The sequence below is a fragment of the Microbacterium thalassium genome (assembly GCF_014208045.1).
GTDB classification, from domain to species: Bacteria; Actinomycetota; Actinomycetes; order Actinomycetales; family Microbacteriaceae; genus Microbacterium; species Microbacterium thalassium.
In genome coordinates, this window is record NZ_JACHML010000001.1 from 2,843,232 (window position 1) to 2,861,975 (window position 18,744).

15 protein-coding genes are annotated in these 18,744 nt (G+C 71.6%); 1 reads left to right on the forward strand and 14 read right to left on the reverse strand.

The window, feature by feature from the left end; genetic code table 11:
• Positions 1-72: 72 nt before the first annotated feature.
• From HD594_RS13255 to HD594_RS13310, 12 genes are all read right to left on the reverse strand, one after another.
• Positions 73-1,371, reverse strand: a complete 1,299-nt coding sequence (locus tag HD594_RS13255; protein ID WP_184751398.1) for a citrate synthase — start codon at positions 1,369-1,371, stop codon at positions 73-75.
• 184 nt (positions 1,372-1,555) lie between these two features.
• Positions 1,556-2,662 (reverse strand): succinyldiaminopimelate transaminase, encoded by a 1,107-nt coding sequence (dapC, locus tag HD594_RS13260; protein ID WP_184751399.1) that lies wholly within the window; start codon positions 2,660-2,662, stop codon positions 1,556-1,558.
• 25 nt (positions 2,663-2,687) lie between these two features.
• A complete protein-coding gene (gene fdxA / locus HD594_RS13265; protein WP_184751400.1) occupies positions 2,688-3,008 on the reverse strand; it encodes a ferredoxin in 321 nt (106 codons plus the stop codon).
• A 10-nt stretch (positions 3,009-3,018) separates the two neighbouring features.
• Positions 3,019-3,387: a DUF6113 family protein gene (locus tag HD594_RS13270; RefSeq protein ID WP_184751401.1), complete on the reverse strand. Its 369-nt coding sequence runs from the start codon at positions 3,385-3,387 to the stop codon at positions 3,019-3,021.
• Positions 3,388-3,422: 35 nt separating this feature from the next.
• On the reverse strand, positions 3,423-3,737 hold the full coding sequence (locus HD594_RS13275; RefSeq protein WP_184751402.1) for an AzlD domain-containing protein: 315 nt from the start codon (positions 3,735-3,737) through the stop codon (positions 3,423-3,425).
• Complete coding sequence (locus HD594_RS13280) at positions 3,734-4,495, reverse strand: AzlC family ABC transporter permease (RefSeq protein ID WP_184751403.1); 762 nt, start codon at positions 4,493-4,495, stop codon at positions 3,734-3,736. The genes HD594_RS13275 and HD594_RS13280 overlap by 4 nt, the downstream gene beginning before the upstream one ends.
• A 33-nt stretch (positions 4,496-4,528) precedes the next feature.
• Positions 4,529-6,442, reverse strand: a complete 1,914-nt coding sequence (gene typA, locus HD594_RS13285; protein ID WP_184751404.1) for a translational GTPase TypA — start codon at positions 6,440-6,442, stop codon at positions 4,529-4,531.
• 96 nt (positions 6,443-6,538) lie between these two features.
• Positions 6,539-7,222 carry an ABC transporter ATP-binding protein gene (locus tag HD594_RS13290; RefSeq protein WP_184751405.1) on the reverse strand — a complete coding sequence of 228 codons (684 nt, stop codon included), beginning with the start codon at positions 7,220-7,222 and terminating at the stop codon, positions 6,539-6,541.
• A complete protein-coding gene (locus tag HD594_RS13295; protein WP_184751406.1) occupies positions 7,215-8,156 on the reverse strand; it encodes an ABC transporter ATP-binding protein in 942 nt (313 codons plus the stop codon). Before HD594_RS13295 ends, HD594_RS13290 begins: the two co-directional genes overlap by 8 nt.
• Complete coding sequence (locus HD594_RS13300; RefSeq protein ID WP_184751407.1) at positions 8,156-10,876, reverse strand: FtsX-like permease family protein; 2,721 nt, start codon at positions 10,874-10,876, stop codon at positions 8,156-8,158. Before HD594_RS13300 ends, HD594_RS13295 begins: the two co-directional genes overlap by 1 nt.
• Entirely contained in the window at positions 10,873-13,566 is a 2,694-nt protein-coding gene (locus HD594_RS13305; protein WP_184751408.1) for a hypothetical protein, read from the reverse strand. Before HD594_RS13305 ends, HD594_RS13300 begins: the two co-directional genes overlap by 4 nt.
• Positions 13,567-13,617: 51 nt before the next feature.
• Positions 13,618-15,291 carry an ABC transporter ATP-binding protein gene (locus tag HD594_RS13310; protein ID WP_184751409.1) on the reverse strand — a complete coding sequence of 558 codons (1,674 nt, stop codon included), beginning with the start codon at positions 15,289-15,291 and terminating at the stop codon, positions 13,618-13,620.
• A 51-nt stretch (positions 15,292-15,342) separates the two neighbouring features.
• Here HD594_RS13310 and HD594_RS13315 point away from each other — a divergent pair, with 51 nt between their 5' ends.
• The gene (locus HD594_RS13315; RefSeq protein ID WP_246414046.1) at positions 15,343-15,939 is read left to right on the forward strand and encodes a PH domain-containing protein; all 597 of its coding nucleotides are present in this window, start codon (positions 15,343-15,345) and stop codon (positions 15,937-15,939) included.
• Positions 15,940-15,950: 11 nt separating this feature from the next.
• On the opposite strand, the gene HD594_RS13320 is transcribed toward HD594_RS13315, so the two are convergent.
• Together HD594_RS13320 and HD594_RS13325 are read right to left on the reverse strand one after the other, a co-directional pair.
• Positions 15,951-17,165, reverse strand: coding sequence for an ABC transporter permease (locus HD594_RS13320; RefSeq protein WP_184751411.1), 1,215 nt, complete (start codon positions 17,163-17,165; stop codon positions 15,951-15,953).
• A gap of 1 nt (position 17,166) precedes the next feature.
• On the reverse strand, positions 17,167-18,714 hold the full coding sequence (locus HD594_RS13325) for an ABC transporter permease (RefSeq protein ID WP_184751412.1): 1,548 nt from the start codon (positions 18,712-18,714) through the stop codon (positions 17,167-17,169).
• Positions 18,715-18,744: the final 30 nt, after the last annotated feature.

An 18,744-nucleotide genomic window follows, 5' to 3' on the forward strand; every position in this document is an offset into this window, starting at 1 on the left:
GATCGCCCACGCGCCTCGGCGCGCGGCGACGGTCGGGCTGCCCGCGTCATGGCGAGCAGCCGCGGACCACGCTCAGGCCAGGCCGGGGTACGTGCGCTCGGGAGCGCCCGTGTACAGCTGCTGGGGGCGGCCGATCTTCGTCTGCGGGTCGTACTGCATCTCGCGCCAGTGGGCGAGCCAGCCGGGGAGGCGGCCGATCGCGAACAGCACGGTGAACATGCGCGTCGGGAAGCCCATCGCCTTGTAGATGACGCCGGTGTAGAAGTCGACGTTCGGGTAGAGGCGACGCTCCTTGAAGTAGTCGTCGTTGAGCGCGATCTCCTCGAGCTCCTTCGCGAGGTCGAGCAGCGGGTCGTGCACGCCCAGCTCGCGCAGCACCTCGTCGGCGGACTCCTTGACCAGCTTCGCCCGCGGGTCGTAGTTCTTGTAGACGCGGTGGCCGAAGCCCATGAGCTTCACGCCGTCTTCCTTGTTCTTGACGCGCTCGACGAAGCGCTGGACGCTCTCACCCGAGTCGCGGATGCGGGCCAGCATGTCGAGGACCGCCTCGTTCGCGCCGCCGTGCAGGGGGCCGTAGAGCGCGTTGATGCCGGCCGAGATCGACGAGAACTGGTTCGCCCCGGTCGAGCCGACCAGGCGCACTGTCGAGGTCGAGGCGTTCTGCTCGTGGTCCTCGTGGAGGATCAACAGGCGCTCGAGCGCGCGCGACATAACAGGGTTCATCTCGTACGGCTCGCTGAGGACGCCGAAGTTGAGCTTGAGGAAGTTGTCGACGAAGCCCAGCGAGTTGTCGGGGTACAGGAACGCCTGCCCGATGCTCTTCTTGTGGGCGTAGGCCGCGATGACCGGCAGCTTGGCGAGGAGCCGGATCGTGTTCAGCTCGACGTGCTCGGGGTTGGCCGGGTCGGACTGGTCCTCGTAGTACGTCGAGAGCGCCGCGGTCGCCGCCGACAGCACCGACATCGGGTGCGCGGTGTGGGGCAGACCGGAGAAGAACTGCTTGAGGTCCTCGTGCAGCAGCGTGTGGCGGCGCACGCGGTGATCGAACTCGGCGAGCTGATCGGGCGTGGGCAGCTCGCCGTAGATCAGCAGCCAGGCGACCTCGAGGTAGTTGGAGTGCTTGGCCAGCTGCTCGATCGGGTAGCCGCGGTAGCGGAGGATGCCCTGGTCGCCGTCGATGTAGGTGACGGCCGACTTGGTCGCCGCGGTGTTGACGAAGCCGTAGTCGAGGGTGGTGTGCCCGGTCTGGCGCGTCAGCGTCGCGATGTCGATGCTCGGGATGCCGTCCACGCCGCGCAGCACCGGGAATTCGGCTGTCTTCCCTCCGACTTCGAGGGTGGCCTTCTCCTGCTGGGTGCCCGCTTCGCTCACGGCGCCTCCTCGCGATGTCTGGTCGTCCAGGGTGTTCGTCCGCCCGCTGTCGCGAGGGTCGCCGCGACCGGGGGAATCGGCACGGGAAGCCCGTCGCCGCTCTACAGCCTAGTGCGCGTGCAGACCTACTGCCGACACAGCCAAGGCATCTGTGGATCGACTGGAGGATTCCTCAGAGATGGCGTCAGCGGGCGCGCAGCCGGGCCGCGGCGGTGTCGATGCGTTCGTCCGTCGCGGTCAGCGACAGCCGGATGTGCTCGGTGAAGTGGGCCCCGTAGAAGTGCCCGGGGCCGGCGAGGATGCCGAGATCGGCGAGCCTCCCGAGCGACTCCCAGGCGTCGCGCCCCTCGGTCGCCCACAGGTACAGTCCGCCCTCGCTGCGGTCGATGCGGAACCCGGCGGCTTCGACGGCGGGGCGCAGCACCGCACGCCGGCGGCGGTAGAGCTCCTTCTGCGCGGCCACGTGCGCGTCGTCGCCGAGCGCGACCGTCATCGCGTGCTGGACCGGAGCCGGGAGCATGAGCCCGAGGTGCTTGCGACCGGTGAGCAGCCGGGCGACCAGCACGGGGTCGCCGGCGAGGAACGCGGCGCGGTACCCGGCGAGATTCGACTGCTTGCTCAGCGAGTACACCGACAGCACGCCGGTGCGGTCGCCGCCGGTGGCGCGGTCGTCCAGCACCGACGGCACGGGCTCGGAGTCCCACGGCGCATCCCAGCCGAGCTCGGCGTAGCACTCGTCCGAGGCGAGCACGGCGCCGAGCTCACGGGCGCGGGCCACGGCGGCCGCGAGGCTTGCGGCATCCCACACGCGTCCGTCGGGGTTGCCGGGCGAGTTGATCCAGATCAGGCGGGCGCTCTCGGGCCACTCGGAGGGGTCGTCCGCGGCGAGCGGAGTCGCGCCGACCAGGCGCGCGCCGACCTCGTAGGTCGGGTAGGCCGCGCGCGGGTGGACGACGACGTCGCCGGGGCCGAGGTCGAGCAGCAGCGGCAGCAGGGCGACGAGCTCCTTGGAGCCGACCGTCGGCAGCACGTGCTCGGCCGTGAGGCCCGCCACGCCGCGTCGACGGGCGTACCAGTCGACGATCGCCTCGCGGAGAGCCGGCGTTCCCATCGTCTGGGGGTAGGCGTGCGCGTCGGTGGCGGCCCGCAGAGCGTCGGCGACGACCGCCGGCGTCGGATCGACCGGCGACCCGATCGACAGGTCGCAGATGCCATCGGGATGCGAGCGGGCGCGCTGCGCGTACGGGGCGACGGCATCCCACGGGTAGTCGGCGAGGTCCGCGACGCCCATCAGGCCTCCCCGTGCCGGACGGGGGTCACGCGTCCTGCGGAGGCAGGGCGTCGATGACCGGGTGGTCCTTGTGGATCACCCCGACCTTGGCCGCGCCGCCGGGCGAGCCGACCTCTTCGAAGAACTCGACGTTGGCCTTGTAGTAGTCCTGCCACTCGTCGGGGAGGTCGTCCTCGTAGTAGATCGCCTCGACCGGGCACACCGGCTCGCAGGCGCCGCAGTCCACGCACTCGTCGGGGTGGATGTACAGCATCCGGTCCCCTTCGTAGATGCAGTCCACCGGGCACTCGTCGATGCAGGCACGGTCCTTGACATCCACACAGGGGAGAGCGATCACGTACGTCACGGGAGTCAGTCTAGTTGTCCGGGCGCACCCGCATGCGCTCGGGCCACGCCACTGTTACGACCACGAGCAGCGGGACGAGCAGCGTCCACACCATCGCGATGGTGTTCTGGGGCACGACGACCGAACCGCCGGGACCCTCGCCCGAGAACATGAGGGTCGTGCCCATCATGCCCAGGCCCGCCGCCAGCGCCGCCCAGCGGTCGGCGGCCAGCAGCCGGACCGCCATCAGCAGCGCGGCGCACCCGATCGCGGCGAGGATCAGCCCGAGCGGGAACCAGCCGATTTCATAGGAGTGCGCGATGGTGCCGGCGACGCCGTACACGGCGCCCACGATCAGGGAGACGGCCCAGGTCGCGAAGCGGGCCCACGAGGAGGTCACCGCGACAGTCTAGAGGGGGCGCCCCTGGCGAACGCTCAGGCCGCCCAGCCCCACAGCCGCAGCAGGGCCGCCACCAGCGCGGCGGCGGCGACGACGACCAGGAACGGCGCCCGGGCGACGAGCAGTCCCGCCGCCACCGCGAGGGCGGGGATGCGGGCGTCGACGACGACCGCCTGCCCCGCGCCGAGCGTCTGCACGGCCACGAGGGCGGCCAGCAGGGCGACCGTGAGCAGGTCGGCGATCCGCGCCGGCCGGGGCGCCTCGAGGAAGCGCGGCGGCACCAGGTAGCCGAGCGTCTTGAGCGCGACCGCCAGGATCGAGGCGATCAGCACGGCGTTCCACAGCGTCACGGCAGTCCCCCGAGCTCCGGGACGTCGTCCGGCTCCTCCGGCGGGCGCTCATCGCGTCCGAGCCAGTTCGCCCAGCCCACGACGACGGCGACGACCGCCGCGATGAGCACGGGCATGCCGGGCATCAGCAGCGGCGTGAGGACCGTCGCGACCACGGCCGCGGCCACCCCGACGACGATCGGCTGGCGCTGCCGGAGCCGCGGCCACAGCAGCGCCAGGAAGGCGGCGGCCGCCGCCGCGTCGAGCCCGTACGCGCGCGGATCGCCGAGGACGTCGCCCAGCAGCGCGCCGGCGAGCGTGGAGAGGTTCCAGCCGACGTAGATGCCGATGCCGGTGACCCAGAAGCCGATGAGGCGCGCACGATGCGTCGTCTGGGCGAGCGAGACCGCGGTGGACTCGTCGATCGTGAACTGGGCGGCCGCCGCGCGCCGCCAGAAGCCCGCCCCGATGACCGGCGACATGCGCATGCCGTAGGCGATGTTGCGTACGCCCAGCAGCGTCGCCGAGGCGATCGCCGCGGGGATCGCCGCCAGTCCCCCGGCGCCGATGACGCCCGCGAACGCGAACTGCGAGCCGCCGGTGAACATCACCAGGCTCAGCACGCACGTCTGCCAGACGTCCAGGCCCGCGGCCACCGCGAGCGCGCCGAACGAGACGCCGTAGGCGCTCGTGGCGACCGCCACCCCCAGCCCGTCGCGCCAGGCGCGACGCCGGTGCGCGGCATCCGCCCCCTCGTCGAAGTGCGGAACGTCGGTCACCCGCCAGAGCCTACTGCGCCGGCGGGAGCCCGATCAGGCGTTGGCGTCCTGGCGCTTCAGACGGGAGGCCGCACGACCGCGCTCGGTCTGGTCGAGGATGACCTTGCGGATGCGCACCTTCTCGGGCGTCACCTCGACGCACTCGTCCTCGCGGGCGAACTCGAGGCTCTCCTCCAGCGACAGCTGACGCGGCGGGGTGAGCTTCTCGAGCTCGTCGGCGGTCGACGAGCGCATGTTGGTGAGCTTCTTCTCCTTGGTGATGTTGACGTCCATGTCGTCGGCGCGCGTGTTCTCGCCGACGACCATGCCCTCGTACACCTCTTCGGTGGGCTGGACGAAGAAGCTCATGCGCTCCTGCAGCGCCATCATCGCGAAGGGGGTGACGACGCCGGCGCGGTCGGCGACGATCGAGCCGTTCTGGCGGGCGACGATGTGGCCGGCCCAGTCGTCGTAGCCGTGCGAGATCGCGTTGGCGATGCCCGTGCCGCGCGTGACCGACAGGAACTCGGTGCGGAAGCCGATGAGGCCGCGCGAGGGGACGATGAACTCCATGCGCACCCAGCCGGTGCCGTGGTTCACCATCGTCTCCATGCGGCCCTTGCGGGCGGCGAGCAGCTGCGTGATGGCGCCGAGGTACTCCTCGGGCGCGTCGATCGTGAGGTGCTCGAACGGCTCCTGGACCTTGCCGTCCTCGCCCTTGCGGGTGACGACCTGCGGCTTGCCGACGGTGAGCTCGAAGCCCTCGCGGCGCATGTTCTCGACGAGGATCGCGAGGGCCAGCTCGCCGCGGCCCTGCACCTCCCACGCATCCGGGCGCCCGATGTCGACGACCTTGAGCGACACGTTGCCGATCAGCTCGCGGTCCAGGCGGTCCTTCACCATGCGCGCGGTGACCTTGTGGCCCTTGACCTTGCCGACCAGCGGCGACGTGTTGGTGCCGATCGTCATCGAGATCGCCGGGTCGTCGACGGTGATCGCCTTGAGCGGGCGCACGTCCTCGGGGTCGGCGATCGTCTCGCCGATGGTGATCTCCTCGATGCCGGCGATAGCGACGATGTCGCCGGGCCCGGCGGACTCGGCCGGGAAGCGCTCGAGCGCCTTCGTCTTGAGCAGCTCGGTGATGCGGGCGTTCGTGTGCGAGCCGTCGTGACGCACCCACGCGACCGTCTGGCCCTTCTTGAGCGTGCCGTTGAACACGCGCAGCAGCGCGAGGCGGCCGAGGAACGGGCTCGAGTCGAGGTTCGTGACCCACGCCTGCAGCGGTGCGTCGTCGTCGTACGACGGCGCCGGAACGTGCTCGAGGATCGCCTCGAACAGCGGCTCGAGGTCGTCGTTGTCGGGCAGGTCGCCGTTGGCGGGACGGGTGCGCGATGCCGCGCCGGCACGACCGGACGCGTACACGACCGGAACGTCGAGCAGCGCGTCGACGTCGAGGTCGGGGATGTCCTCGTGCAGGTCGCTCGCCAGGCCCAGCAGCAGGTCGTGGGCCTCCTCCTCGACCTCGGCGATGCGGGCGTCGGGGCGGTCGGTCTTGTTGACCAGCAGGATCACCGGGAGCTTGGCCTCGAGGGCCTTGCGCAGCACGAAGCGCGTCTGCGGCAGCGGGCCCTCGCTCGCGTCGACCAGCAGCACGACGCCGTCGACCATCGACAGACCGCGCTCGACCTCGCCGCCGAAGTCGGCGTGGCCGGGGGTGTCGATGACGTTGATCGTCACCGGGATGTCGGTGTGGGCGCCGTCGTAGGTGATCGCGGTGTTCTTCGCGAGGATCGTGATGCCCTTCTCGCGCTCGAGGTCGTTCGAGTCCATCGCGCGCTCGTCGACGTGGGCGTGCTCGCCGAACGAGCCCGTCTGGCGGAGCATGGCGTCCACGAGGGTCGTCTTGCCGTGGTCGACGTGGGCGACGATCGCGACGTTGCGGAGGTCAGGGCGGAGGGCGCGCGCCATGTGAGGGTCCTTGCGATTGGGGTGACGCCCGGATTCGGGCGCTGACCAGTCTATCGGGCCCTGCCTGTGCGGACGGCGCACGGCACCCGGCGGCGATCAGCCCCGGTGTCTGAGCACCCCGTCGTGGATCTCGAGCACGCGGTCGGCGCGATCGACGATGCTCGGGTCGTGGGTCGACAGCAGCACGGCGACCCCCTCGTCATGCGCGATCGAGCCGATCAGCTCGATCATCGCCTCGGCAGTGTGCGAATCCAGCTGCCCGGTCGGCTCGTCCGCGAGCAGGACCGTGGGCCGGCCCGCGAGCGCGCGGGCGATGCCGACGCGCTGCTGCTGGCCGCCCGACAGCTCCCCGGGACGCTGCGCCGCGTGGGCCGCCAGCCCCACCCGCTCGAGCAGGTGGGCGACGACCCGCGTCCGCTCGGCGGGGTCGGCGCCCTGGATCCGCAGCGGCAGCTCGACGTTCTCCTGCGCCGAGAGCGCGCCGATGAGGCCGAACGACTGGAAGACGTAGCCGATCTCGTCGCGGCGGATGCGGTCGACCTCGCTCTCGCCGGCCTCCGCGAGGTCCACTCCCCCGACGCTGACGCGCCCCGTGGTCGGATGCTGGATGCCGCCGAGCACGTGGAGCAGCGTCGTCTTGCCCGCGCCGGACGGGCCGATGAGGACGGTGAACTCGCCGCGGCGCAGCTCCAGGGTCGCGTCGGCGAGCGCCGTCACGTCGCCCGCGGGCGTGCGGTGGACCACCGACAGGCCGGATGCCTCGAGCACCGTGTCACTCATCGTCCTGCTCCTCGCCCTCGGCGGCTGGGCCGGGTTCGTCGCCGACCGTCTTCCGGTCGCCCGGCCATACGCCGACGTGATCGGACTCGAGCCGCAGCCGCACGCGGTCGCGCAGCGACAGCCGGTCCATGTAGTCGGCGGGCAGCTGCATCCGCCCCACCCGGTCGAGCACCGCGAACTCCTCGGCCATCGCGTGCTCGCGCCCCTCGTCATCGGTGTGCGTCCACCGCAGCACCTCCGTCGAGGTGCGACCGTCGCGGATCTGGATGGTGCGCTGCACGTGCTCGGACACCGTCGGGTCGTGGGTGACGATGAGCGCCGTGGTGCCGAGTTCCCGATTGACCTGCTCGAACGTGCGCAGCACCTCGACGGACGTGTGCTCGTCGAGGTCGCCGGTCGGCTCGTCGGCGAGCAGCACTCGGGGATCGTTGGCGAGGGCGACCGCGATCGCCACCCGCTGCTGCTGCCCGCCCGACAGCTCGGCGGGGCGCTTGTCGGCGTGCTCGGCGACGCCGACGAGGTCGAGCAGCTCCATCGCGCGCTGCGGGTGCCGCCGGTCGCCGCCGATCGCCCGCGCCAGCTGGACGTTCTCGAGCGCCGACAGGTACGGCAGCAGGTTGCGCGCGGTCTGCTGCCACACGAAGCCGACGACGTCGCGCCGGTACCGCACGCGTTCGCGCGCCGACAGCGAGGGCAGGTCGCGGCCGGCGACGGTCGCCTTGCCGGCCGTGGGCGCGTCGAGCGCCGAGAGGATCGTCAGCAGCGTCGACTTGCCCGAGCCCGACGCGCCCACCAGGGCGACCAGCTCGCCCTGGCGGACCAGCAGGTCGAGGCCCTGGAGCGCCTGGACTTCGATGTCGGCGACGGTGAAGATCCGCACGAGTCCTTCGCAGACGATCTCGGGCGGCGCCGGGGTCGGTGTGGATGAGGGCATCAGTCCTCCTCGGTTCGGAGCACGGTGGCGATGGATGCGGTGCGCGCGCTGACCACGCCGACGACGACCGCGAGCACGAGGGCGACGACGACGGCGACGAGCAGCGCGCCGGTCAGCACCGGGTCGACGGCGAGCGCGGGCTGCGCCGCCGAGCCGGTGAACGGGCGAAGATCGACGGCGACGAGCACGAGCAGGGGCAGGATCGCTCCCAGCACGACGCCGCCTACGAGGGCGGTCACACCGAGCGGGGCGAACTCCCACACCACGATGCCTCGGCTCTGGCGCCTGGTCAGGCCCATCGTGCGCAGCAGCGAGATCGTGCGCGACCGCCCGTCGCGGGCGACGCCGGCCACGAGCAGCACGGCCACGACAGACAGCGCCACGGCGAGTCCGAGCGCTGCCAGCAGCGCGACACGCAGTGCCGTGATCGCCGGCGACGCCTGGATCGCGGCGGTGCGCTCGGCCAGCAGCTCGACGCTGTGCGCTCCGCCGATGACGCGGGCGATCCCCGCCGAGACGGCGTCGACGTCGGCATCCGCGTCCAGACCCACGAGGATCGTGCGCGGGAAGAAGCCGAGCCCGGTGATCGCGCGGTAGTCGGCGGCGTCGACGACGACGAAGTCGGCCGGCAGGGCGGTGCCCAGCACGCGCGGCACGTCGCCGGCGACCTCGATCGGCGTGCCGGCCGCGGTGAGCCCGTCGTCGCCGACCTCGTCGACGAGCGCCGTCGAGGCGACCGCGTCGACCGGATCGCGTCCGGGCGCGGGGTGCGCGGTCGGCAGCGCTCCGTCGAGTCCGTCCTGCACGACTGCGAGCTGCTCGGTCTCGACCGCCACCACGACCGTCGTCACCGAGGCGCCCGCCGCCTCGACGCTCACGCGGTCGCCGACGAGCACGCCCGAGGCGGCCGCGACGCCGTCGACGCCGCGGATGGCCTCCAGCTGATCGGTGTTCAGGAACGGGCCGGACACCTTCATGTCGGCGCCGACCTGGCGCTCCGCGGCGGTCTGAGCCCCGCTGTCGACCGTGGCGAGCACGACCGACGAGAACACGGCGATCGCCACCGCGACGAGCATCGCGAGCACCGCCGTGGAGCCGGCGGCCGCCTCGCGCAGGTTGCGCGCGGCGCCGACCAAGCCCACGACCCCCCGGCCGCGCGAGGCCACGCGCAGCGCGGCCGCGATCGGAAGCGGATGCAGGCGCACCACCGCGAGGGCGAGGGCGACCGTCGCCAGCAGCGGCGCCGCGATGACCAGCGGATCGACCGCGTCCTCGGCGGGGGCGATGCCGCGGACCACCAGCAGCGTCACGGCGGTGACGGCCAGCAGCACCACGAGGCCCTCCACGATGCGCGCGACACGTCCGCTCCGCGCCGTGTCGAGGTCGGCGCGCTCTGTCGTCAGCGTCCCCGGGCGCAGCGACATCGCCAGCGCAGCGGCGGGGATCGCGCCGATCAGCACGCCGAGCACCGTCGGGAGGGGGCCGGCGTCGAAGCCGGCCAGCGCAACTCCGGCGATGACCCCGACGGCGGCAGCGGGCGCCCCCAGTGCCAGCCCCTCCCCCGCGAGCAGACCGCGCAGGCGCCCGATCGGCGCCCCTCGCGCCGACATGAGCGTGAGGTCGGCGCGTCGGCGCCGGATGATCAGCACGGATGCGAGCACCACGAGGGCCACGCTGACCGCGAGCGGGCCGACCGCGGCGACGGTGAGGATGGCGCTCGCCGAGGTCGCCCGGGCGAGCGACGCGCCCAGCACGTCGACGATGTCGGACGAGAAGCGCATGCGAGCCGAACCCGCCTCGTTGAGCGGGACCGACTGCGCCGTCGCCTGGCGCAGCGCCGCGTGCAGTTCGGCCGGGTCGGCCTGTTGCGCACCGTCGCCGTCCACGGGGTACCAAGCCGTCGTCTCGGTCTGTCCGTGCCGGATGATGTGCACGACCTCGGGCCATGCCGCCGCGTCGACGTACGCCACAGCCGTCGCCTCGGGTCGCCGATTGCCGTCGTCGAAGATCGTGGCGGTGAGCGCGCCGGTCGGCAGGTGCTGCCAGCGGTCGGCCTCGGGATCGGCGGCCTCGACGACGCCCACGAGCACCACGGCGGCATCCGTACCCGGCTCGAGGACGAACTGGCCCGAGAGCGCGCGCACCTCGCCGATCGGCCACTGTATGCGCTCGGCGGCCTCCGCCGCGAGCACGATCTCGATGTCGCCGTCGCCGCTCCACGGTGCGGGCCACGCGCCGTCCGCGAGGACGAGGGCGCTGCGCAGAAGCGGGTCGGCCAGCAGCTGGACGTTCCCGTTGGGGGCGTCGGCCGGCAGCGACTCCGGTGTCGCGATGAGCGTCGCGGTGCGCAGCGCGAATTGCGCGTCGTCGGTGACCGGGACGAGGACGTCCTCGAAGTCCGCGCGGTTGTCGGCCAGGCGCTGCGCCAGGTCGCCGAGGACGTCGGCGGCCCCGGCATCCCACCCCTCCACGAGCGCGTCGTCTTCGGCCGGGGCGAAGTCCGGCGGGAGCAGCATGGTGCCCGACAGGTCCCGCAGCGCCGCAGGGACCTCTCCGATCTGATACGCCACCTCGGCGCGGATGACGCCGACGAGTGCTCGTGGCGCGCCTGCCACGATGAACGCCGCGAGCGCTGCGAGGGCGACCACGACGAGAACCGCGCTGCGCGGTGTCGCGAAGCGTCGGCGGGTGAGGGCGACGAGCCCGGGCGACCGTCTCACTCGTCCTCCCGCACCAGCGGCGACAGCGCCGAGGGAGCGCGCACGGACCCGACGACGAGCGCGAAGACGGCGACGGTCGCCGCGACCGCGCCCGCGAAGGTGAGCACGTCCGCCTGCACGGCGATCGGGAACCCGTCGGGCACGCTCACGTACGCGGCGCGCACCAGCGGCGGCACGACGAGCCATGCCGTGACCGCCCCGGCGGCGAGCCCGCCCAGGACGCCCATGGATAGGGCGAACAGATCCTCGGACACCCGGACGCGCTTCGCGCCGGAGCGTCCCGCGCCGAGCACGGCGAGCAGGGCGATCTCGCGGGCGTCCGCCCTGCTGCGCGTCCGCCGCAGCACCAGCACCACGAGGGCGAGCACGGCGGCCGCCGCCGCCGCGAGGATGAACGACCACGCTGTGTCGGCGGCCGCGGCCGCCGAGCGGTGGTCGGCCGCTTCCGTCCGCGCCCCCGGCAGCTCCGTCGCCACCGCTTCGGCGACGGACACCGGATCGTCGGTGGCGACCCACACCTCGTTCTCGGCCAGCGGCTGGCCGACGACCAGCGCGGCGGCCGCGCGGTCGACGAGCACGCCCTCACCGGACGGTGATCCGGGCAGGACCGGAATGACCTCGACGATCTCGAGATCGAGCGCTCCGGAGAAGTCGGGCACCTGGAGCGACGTGACGTCGCCGACCTCGAGGGCGAGCGACGCGGCGAGGCCGCCCGTGATCGCCGCCGGCGCGGCCGATGGCGTGTCACCGGGCACCGCGTACGGCGTCACGGGGTCCTCGACGCCGGGAGCGGGGAGGCGGAACCGCAGACCGTCGGCGGCCGGCTCGACCGTGGCGGCGTCGGACCGGAGCCGGTACCCGGACACGTCGAGCGGGCCCGCCGCGGTCGAGAGCTCGACGACGGCATCCGCGTCGGCTCCCCACCGCGGGTTGACCGCCCCCACGAGCGCGACGCGCCACGGACCGCCGTCCGGCAGCGCGAGCACCTCGGTCCACTCCGTCTCGGTGACGTACTCCGCCCAGGTGCCGGACTCGGTCGACACCTCCGTCGCCTCGGCGTTCGCGACCCACAGCTCGGCGGTGCGGCCGTCCTCGGCGGTCAGCACGACGGAGACCGCGACGAGCGGTGCGGCCGCCTGCCAGGGGCGCCCATCGGCACCCGTCTCCAGCGGCGGCTCGGCGACGGTCAGGTCGATGCTGAGCTCCTCGGTCCCCGCGGGAATCGCGACGCCCGTGGTCGGGACCTGGAGTGCCGCTCCCAGGTCGGCGGGGTCGATCGCCCCGCCGGCGTCGAGCATGACCTCGCCCAACTCACGCGCGTCCACCGCCAGCACGGGCACGCGCTCGTCCGCGCCGCGCGCGGTGGCCGACCGCACGCCCATCGCCGCGTCGACGCCCTCGATGCCCGTGACGACGGCGGGATCGGCGTCCTCGGGCAGCGACGTCACGCGCAGGTCGGCGCCGACCCGCAGCGCCTCGGGGGCGTCGCCGACCGCGGACACCGTGCCCTGGTACGCCGCTGCGAGCGTGATCGTGCCGATCGCGAAGGCGACGACCGCCGTCGTGAGCGCGTGACGTCCGGGTCTGCGCGAGACCAGGCGCACCGGCAGGATCGGCGTCAGGCCCCGCGACCGGTCGAGCAGGCGCGCGAACACACGGGCGAGCGGCGTCACCGCGAGGACGGCCAGCAGCGCCGCCAGCGCGAGCGTGAGGGCGGGGGCGAGCGCGACGACCGGATCCATCCGCGTCGCCCCGTTCGCACCCTCGATGACCGGTGTGCCGGCCGCAACGAACTGCCACAGGGCGACGCCGGTGAGGACGGTGGCGAGTACCGCCAGACCGACCCCCGCCGTCGCCTCGGCGCGCGCACTCCGACGGCGGATGCCGCGGGCGGCGGCGATCAGCGCCGACGCGAGCGCGATGACGACGGCGACGCCGGCCGCCGCCGCACCGATCCACGCCTCGAGCACGACACCGGTCGCCGCGGACACCGCGAGCGTGCCCAGCACAGCCCCGATCGCCGCCCCGGCTCCCGCGCACACGACGGTCTCGACGCCCGTGAGGCCGAGCAGCATGCGGGACCGCGCTCCGCGCGCCCGCAGCAGCCGCGTCTCGCCCGCACGCACACGCACCGGCTCGACGGCGACCGTGGCCACGACGACGCCGGCCAGCAGCCCGAACACCGCCAGCCCCACGGCGGTCGGTCCCCGACGGGCCTCGAGCCCCTCGCGCTGACCCAGCAGCGTCGAGCGGAGCCCGCCCGACACCTGCACCTCGGTCCCGGCGCGGTCCTCGATCTCGTCGCCGAGGTCGGGCAGCCCGACGATGAGTGCGACCGCGGCGTCGACGGTGAACCGCGACGGATCGACCGTGTACTCCAGCCGTCCGGAGGCGGCATCCGACCCGGTCGACAGCGAGCCGCCGGCGCCGAGCGCCGACAGTGCGCCGGCGACGGCATCCGGCATTGCCGCCGCAGCCGGATCGTCACCGTCGAAGCGCACCACGACGCGGTCCCGGTCGCCACCGGCATCCGCGATCGCCGCCACGACGGCTGCCGCCTCGACGGCGCGGACCGCGCCCACGACGCCGGCGGCGAGCCCGGTCGCGAGCGCCGCGACGACGGCGAGCGCCACCAGCGGTGCGAGCGCCGCGCGAGCACGTGCGCGCGCGAACGACGCGATCACGCGCACACGTCCCTCATCGGCGGATGCCGTCTCCTCTGTCGGTGCCGAGCAGTGCTCCTACTGGCCGCGCGCGGCCTGACGCGCTTCGCGACGCTGGCGCTGCTCCTCGGGGTCGGGAACCGGAACGGCCGAGAGGAGCTTCTGCGTGTACGGGTCCTGCGGGTTGCGCAGGATCTGGTCGCGCGTGCCGACCTCGACGAGCTTGCCGTGGTTCATCACGGCGATGCGGTCGGCGAGCTGGTCCACAACCGCGAGGTCGTGCGTGATGAACAGGCAGCCGAAGCCCAGATCCTTCTGCAGATCCTGGAACAGCGTGAGCACGCGCGCCTGCACCGACACGTCGAGGGCGCTGGTGGGCTCGTCGGCGACGAGGAACTTCGGGCGCAGCGCGAGCGCCCGCGCGATGCCGATGCGCTGGCGCTGACCGCCGGACAGCTCGTGCGGGTATCGGTTGCGCATCGCCCGCGGCAGCTCCACCGCGTCGAGCAGCTCGGTGACCCGCTGGGTCATCTCGGCCTTCGTGTGGCCGCCTGACAGCAGGAGCGGCTCGGCGATCGACTCGCCGACCGGGATACGCGGGTTCAGCGACGAGCCCGGATCCTGGAAGACGATGCCGATCTCGCGGCGCGTCTTCAGCAGCTCGCCCTTGCCGATCCCGGCCATGTTGTGCCCGGCGACCTCTAGTTCGCCGGAGTGGACCGGGAGCAGACCGATCGCGGCGCGGCCGATCGTGCTCTTGCCCGAGCCGGACTCGCCCACGAGCCCCACGACCTCGCCACGACGGATGTCGAGGTCCACCCCGTCGACGGCGCGGAAGGCCGGAACCCGTCCACGCTTCGGATACTCGATGACGAGGTCCTTCAGATGGAGGACGTTCTCGCTCTCGATGCGCTCCTTGACCTCGGCGGTGTCGGTGACGGTGGTGCCGAGGTGCGGGACCGCGGCCAGCAGCGCCTGCGTGTACGGGTGCTTCGGGGCGTTGAAGATGTCGATGATGCTGCCGTGCTCGACGACGGCGCCGTCCTTCATGACGATCACCTGATCGGCGAGGTCGGCCACGACGCCCATGTCGTGCGTGATGAGCACGATCGCCGAGTCGAGCTCGGTGTGCAGGCGCCGCATCAGGTCGAGGATCTCGGCCTGCACCGTGACGTCGAGGGCCGTCGTCGGCTCGTCGGCGATGAGGAGCTTCGGGTCGTTCGACATCGACTGCGCGATCATCGCGCGCTGGCGCTGGCCGCCCGAGAGCTGGTGCGGGAACGAGTCGAACGCCTTCTGCGGGTCGGGCATCTCGACCTGCTTGAGCAGTTCGAGCGCGCGCTTGGTCGCCTCGACCTTGTGCATGTTCGGGTTGTGGATCTGCAGCGCCTCCACGATCTGGAAGCCGATCGTGTAGACGGGGTTCAGGGCCGTCATCGGCTCCTGGAAGATGACCGAGATGCCCTTGCCGCGGATCTTCCGCAGCTTCGCCGGCGATGCGCCGATGAGCTCCTCGCCTGACAGCTTCGCGCTTCCGGTGGCGCGGCCATTGCCGGGGAGCAGTCCCAGGACACCCATCGAGCTGGTCGACTTGCCCGAACCGGACTCACCCACGATGGCGAGGACGTCGCCCGGGTTGAGCGTGTAGTCGATGCCGCGGGCGGCCGAGACCCACTCGCCATCGACCCAGAAGTCGATGCCGAGGTTGCGCACCTCCAGCACCGGTGCGGTGCCGTTCTGCGTGTGGTTCACGTGCTGATGCCTTTCAGAGTTTCGTCACGCCGCTTCTGCGACGATAGGGGGATGCCCGAAGCCCATGTGCTCCGTCCCCGATTCGGCCGTTTCCTCGCGGGTGCGGTGATGATCGTCTGCGCGGCCGCGGCGGTCGTGCTGCTCGTGCAGTCGCCCGTGAACGGCGTCGCCGCGCTGCCGATGCTCGGCCTGCTCGCCTACGTCGCGTGGGCCGCGTACTGGCGACCCTCCGTGCGCGTGGACGACGACGCGGTGACGGTCGAGAACGTCTTCCGCACGATCCGTGTGCCCTACGGGCAGATCCAGCGGATCGACACGCGCTTCGCGCTGACCCTCTTCACGCCCGAGCGGCGCATCGTCGCGTGGGCCGCGCCCGCTCCCGGCCGCCACAAGCTGATGACCATCCGGCGCGATCAGGCCGAGCACCTGCCTGAGTCGAGCTACGTCGCCGGAACGGTGCGCCCCGGCGATCTCACCGGCTCGGACTCGGGGGTGGCCGCCTACATCGTGCGCACCCGCTGGGAGCAGCTCCGCGATGCCGGAACCCTCGACGCGCACGTCGGTGCCGTCGACGTTCGGCTCCACACCGTCACCATCGCGGCTGGCGCCGCGCTGGTCGCGGCGCTCGCGCTCGCGCTGTTCGTGTAGCGACATCCGCGTCACCGCTTCTCAGTGCCGGGTGCGGACGCATCGTCCGCGACCGCCGCGCCAACCGTGGCGCCGGTGCGGTCGGCGCCGCGCGCCGCCCACCAGCGCTTGAGCTCGGCGCGCGGGCCGTTGAAGTTCGGCACGCGCTTCTGGCGCGGGTCGAACGCGTCGCGCAGGCCGTCGCCGACGAAGTTGATGCACAGGGCGATGGCGATGATGAACACGCCCGGCCACCAGAACAGCCACGGCCGGGTGTTGAACGCACCCTGGTACTCGTTGATGAGCTGACCCAGCGAGATGTCGGGGGTCTGGATGCCGAAGCCGAGGAAGCTCAGCGACACCTCGATCAGGATCGCGGCGCTCATCAGCAGCGTCGAGTTCACGACGATGACGCCGACGGTGTTGGGCAGGATGTGCTTGAAGATGATGCGCACATCGCTGGCGCCCGCCACACGTGCGGCATCCACGAACTCGCGTTCTCGCAGCGCGAGGAACTCCGCGCGCACGAGTCGCGCGAGACCGGTCCACGCAAGCACGCCGATGACGACGCCGATCGTGACGGCGTTGCCGCCCACGGTGCGCGCGAGCACCGCCGCGAGGACGAGGATCGGGATGATGATGATGACGTCGGTGAAGCGCATCAGCAGCGAGTCGGTGACGCCGCGGTAGAAGCCCGAGACGGCTCCGATGACGGTGCCGACGACCGTCGCGAGGAAGCCCGTGATGAAGACCACGACGAGCGACTGCTGGGTTCCTCGCATGACGCGGGCGAACATGTCCTTGCCGAGGTCGTCCTGACCGAACGGGTGCTCGCCGAGCTGGAACGGCCACAGCTGGATCGTGGGCTGGCCTCCGTTGACGATGTTGTAGCGGGTCCACCAGTCCTTGCCCCACCAGCCGGTGATGCGGAAGCCGTCGATCACGAGTGTTCCCGTGGTCGGGTCGATCTTGTAGTTGCCCGTGCCGCCGATGACGGTGCCGACCGACGAGTACGCCAGGATCACGATGAGCGCGAACACGATCAGCGAGATGATCGCGCCGCGGTGCTGGAAGAACCGGCGGCGGACGATCGCCCCCTGGCTGAGGCCGGCGACCTCGCGCTGCTCGATCGACATCTCGCTGCCGCGGTCATCGCGGTGCTGCGACTCGAAGTCGTCCTCGTTGGGAAGCAGGTCGTTCGGGTTCGCTTCCTGCGGGATGTTCTCGGAGTTGTACTTGTCAGCCATGTCAGCTCACCCGGATTCGAGGATCGAGAGCCGAGTACAGAAGGTCGGCGATGATGTTGAAGACGACGGCGAGGATTCCCGTGACGAGGAAGAAGCCCATCATGAGATTCACGTCGGTGTGGCTGAGGGCGTCGGAGAACACCGCACCCATGCCCTTCCACGCGAACACCGTCTCGGTGATGACCGCGCCGCCGATGAGGCCGCCGAAGTCGAACGCGATGATGGTCGCGATCGGGATCATGGCGTTGCGGAACGCGTGACGCATGACGACGACGCGCTCGGAGAGGCCCTTCGCGCGCGCCGTGCGGACGTAGTCCTGGTTCATGACCTCGAGCAGGCTCGCACGGGAGTAGCGCGTGTACGCCGCGAGCGAGATCAGCATCAGGGTCATGGTCGGCAGGATCATGTGCGTGAGCGAGTCGAGCATCTGCAGCCAGTAGTCGTCCTGGCGGTCGATCGCCGGCGTCGAGGCGCCGATGGTCGAGATGACACCGCTCGAGAGCGGAATGATCGACTGGTAGGTCGCCCAGCGCTGGAACATCTGGTCGAACACGAGCGGGATGGTGCCGAGCAGCGCCGCGAGGCCGACGATCCGAGCCATGTACATCTTGCGATCGCCGCCGAACAGGAAGCCGACGAGGCCGCCGATGCCCGCGAGCGCGAGCGCTGCGATAGCGATCGTCCACCACGCGTTGCCGTAGTAGAAGAGGTACTGGAACGGGTAGTACAGCGCCACGGGACCGACGACGGCGGCGAGGCCGAAGGCGATCAGCGCTGTGCGGTCACGCAGCCCGGTCGTCAGGCTCGCGACGATCAGCGCATTGCCGATCGTGAAGAGGACGACGCCCACGATGCCGATCGACGGCTGCTCGAACCAGTTGGTCACGTCGAGCAGCGCCAGGAACCCGCCGGCCGCGATGCCGGTGAAGATGAACGTCTTGATGCGCGTGCTCAGGCTGCCGCCGACGACCGCCATGAAGATGAATCCGGCGACCAGGCCGAAGACGACGATGAACCACCACGCGATCACCGGATCGCCGAGGAACTGGTTGAAGGCGATGCCGCCGTACTGCTTCAGGATCACCGCGACCCAGAAGACGGGCAGCGAGTAGAAGACGAAGGTGGCGAAGGTCACCGTGTAGTCGTAGCCGCTGTACTGGCGCAGGGCCGTGGTCATGCCGATGGCGACACCGAAGAGGATCGACAGCACGACGGCGACGGTGACGAGCTGAAGGGTGGAGCCCATCGCGGTGAGGATGATCTCGGTCACCGGCAGCTCACCGCGCGCGACGGAGATGCCGAGGTCGCACTGACCGATCAGGCATCCGGCCGCACCGGGCAGCCACGTGAAGTAGCGCAGGGCCGGCGGGACATCCAGCTGGAGCACCCCGGAGAGGTACTCGATCTTGACCTGGGTGTCCGGATCGTTGCTGCCGCGCAGTTCGAGCAGCGGATCGCCGGAGATCGCGGTCAGCACATAGACGACGTACGACGCGACGAGAAGAACGAGGAGGGTGGCGACGAGTCGCCGTGAAACGAAGGAGAGCACCGACAAGGGTCCTTTTGTTGATCGACATGG

What these genes read in the sequence shown, in the direction of transcription:
- typA (WP_184751404.1), bottom strand. Translation starts at nt 6,442, where the DNA reads ATGGCGCGCGCCCTCCGCCCTGACCTCCGCAACGTCGCGATCGTCGCC.
- HD594_RS13320 (WP_184751411.1), bottom strand. Translation starts at nt 17,165, where the DNA reads ATGGCTGACAAGTACAACTCCGAGAACATCCCGCAGGAAGCGAACCCG.
- HD594_RS13290 (WP_184751405.1), bottom strand. Translation starts at nt 7,222, where the DNA reads ATGAGTGACACGGTGCTCGAGGCATCCGGCCTGTCGGTGGTCCACCGC.
- dapC (WP_184751399.1), bottom strand. Translation starts at nt 2,662, where the DNA reads ATGGGCGTCGCGGACCTCGCCGACTACCCGTGGGATGCCGTCGCCCCG.
- HD594_RS13295 (WP_184751406.1), bottom strand. Translation starts at nt 8,156, where the DNA reads ATGCCCTCATCCACACCGACCCCGGCGCCGCCCGAGATCGTCTGCGAA.
- HD594_RS13315 (WP_246414046.1), top strand. Translation starts at nt 15,343, where the DNA reads ATGCCCGAAGCCCATGTGCTCCGTCCCCGATTCGGCCGTTTCCTCGCG.